General features: G+C 66.6%; 2 protein-coding genes. One reads left to right on the top strand and one right to left on the bottom strand.

Annotation, left to right across the window (positions count from 1 at the left end; translation table 11 throughout):
- A partial coding sequence (locus JYJ84_RS35080) for an ABC transporter substrate-binding protein (RefSeq protein ID WP_205190163.1) occupies window positions 1-1,499 on the top strand: 1,499 nt, incomplete at its 5' end.
- Between the two features lie 174 nt (window positions 1,500-1,673).
- On the opposite strand, the gene JYJ84_RS35075 is transcribed toward JYJ84_RS35080, so the two are convergent.
- The coding region (locus JYJ84_RS35075; RefSeq protein WP_205190162.1) for a TauD/TfdA family dioxygenase at window positions 1,674-2,042 on the bottom strand (369 nt) is incomplete at its 5' end.

Here is a 2,042-nt window from a genome sequence, read left to right as displayed (position 1 = left end):
GCCCGGCCGGCTTCGATCCGGGCCAGCATACGACGAGCACCGATTTCGATGCGAGCACGTACCCGGTCTACAACGGGCTCGTGCAGTTCAAGCGCGGCACGCTCGATCTCGAACCGGCGCTCGCGACGAGCTGGGACGTGTCGCCCGACCAGCGCACGATCACGTTCCACCTGCGGCGCGGCGTGAAATTCCAGACCACCGCGTGGTTCAAGCCGACGCGGCCGTTCCAGGCCGACGATGTCGTCTTCACGTTCCGCCGGATGCTCGACCCGGACGATCCGTTCCGCAAGGCTTACCCGGTCAGCTTCCCGTATTTCAGCGATCTCGGTTTCGACCGGAATGTCGAGCGTATCGACAAGGTCGACGACTACACGGTGCGCTTCGTGCTGAAGACGCCCGACGTCGTGTTCGTGCGCAACCTCGCGATGGCATTCGCGTCGATCCTGTCGGCCGAGTATGCGTCGCAGCTCGCGGCGCGCCATCGCGAGGCCGACATCAACCAGTTCCCGGTCGGCACCGGGCCGTTCCTGCTACGCACGTACCAGAAGGACGCGCTGATTCGCTACGACGGGAATCCCGACTACTGGAAGGCCGACGACGTGAAGCTCGCCCATCTCGTGTTCGCGATCACGCCCGATCCGGCCGCGCGCCTGCAGAAGCTGGTGGCCGGCGAGTGCCAGGTATCGGTGTTCCCGCGGCCGGCCGACCTCGACACGGTGCGGCGCGACCCGAAGCTGACGTTGTTCTCGGGGATGGGCTTCAACGTCGGCTTCGTCGCGTACAACACGCAGCATGCGCCGCTCGACCGCGTCGACGTGCGGCGCGCGCTCGACATCGCGATCGACAAGTCGGCGATCGTGAAGACCGTGTTCAACGGCGACGCGAAGATCGCGACGAACCCGATGCCGCCTTCGCAATGGTCATACAACCCGCGCCTGAAGGACGCGCCGCGCGATCCCGCCGCTGCGAAGGCGCTGCTCGCGCGGGCCGGGTTCCCGAACGGCTTCGACCTGACGCTGTGGGCGATGCCGGTGCAGCGCCCGTACAACCCGAATGCGCAGTTGATGGCGCAACTGATCCAGCAGGACTGGGCGAAGATCGGCGTGCGCGCGAAGATCGTCAGCTACGAGTGGGGCGAATACAACCGCCGCGCGAAGCACGACGGGCAGCACGACGCGATCCTGTACGGCTGGTCGGGCGACAACGGCGATCCCGACAACTGGCTCGGCACGCTGCTCGGTTGCGACGCGGTGCACGGCAGCAACCTCGCGAAGTGGTGCAACCAGGATTTCGAGAAGCTGGTGGACGCGGCGCGTTCCAATGCGGACGTCGCGAAGCGCACGGCGCTGTACGAACAGGCGCAGGTCGTGTTCAAGGACCAGGTGCCGTTCACGCCGATCGCGACGTCGATCGTGTCGCTGCCCGTATCCACGCGCGTGCACGGGCTGACGTTCTCGCCGCTTGGCGGGCACCGCTTCGATGGGGTCTGGCTGGATTGAGCGCTCAATCGCGGGCTTCAATCATCCCAGAGGGGGATCGGGCTACCCAAGCCGGTCCGAGACATAAAGATACAAGGGGAGCGCCACGCGGACAGTGGTTTCGTCCGCGTGGTGTGGCGGCTGGAAAGGCCGGCGCGATGCAGTGCGCGCCGGTTTTCGTCAGGTCGGGCCGGTTCAGTTGAGCGCGACCGCCGCCGCGGCTTCGACCGGCGAGCCTTCGAGTGCGACCGATGGCCGGCCGTCAGGGCCGACCGGCACGTCGCCGGTGAGCGTCGTGCGATAAAGCTGGCGGTCGAAGTCGAGATCGAAGATGTCGACGGGCGCGAGGTGGGCGGTCGCGCGGTTGTCCCAGAACGCGATGCTGCGCGGTTCCCACTTGAAGCGGATCGTGAATTCCGGCCGTGTCACGTGTTCCCACAGCAGTTCGAGCAGGGCCTGGCTCTCGCGCGGTGTCAGCCCGACGACCGATTTCAGGAAGCTCGGGCTCACGTACAGCGCGCGTTCGCCGGTCTCCGGATGCACGCGCACGAGCGGATGCTCGGT

Origin of the sequence: Burkholderia sp. LMG 13014 (assembly GCF_905232215.1) — a bacterium.
Lineage (GTDB): Bacteria > Pseudomonadota > Gammaproteobacteria > Burkholderiales > Burkholderiaceae > Burkholderia.
The sequence above is the reverse complement of the archived record's forward strand: the minus strand, read 5'-3'. Positions and strand labels throughout refer to the sequence as shown.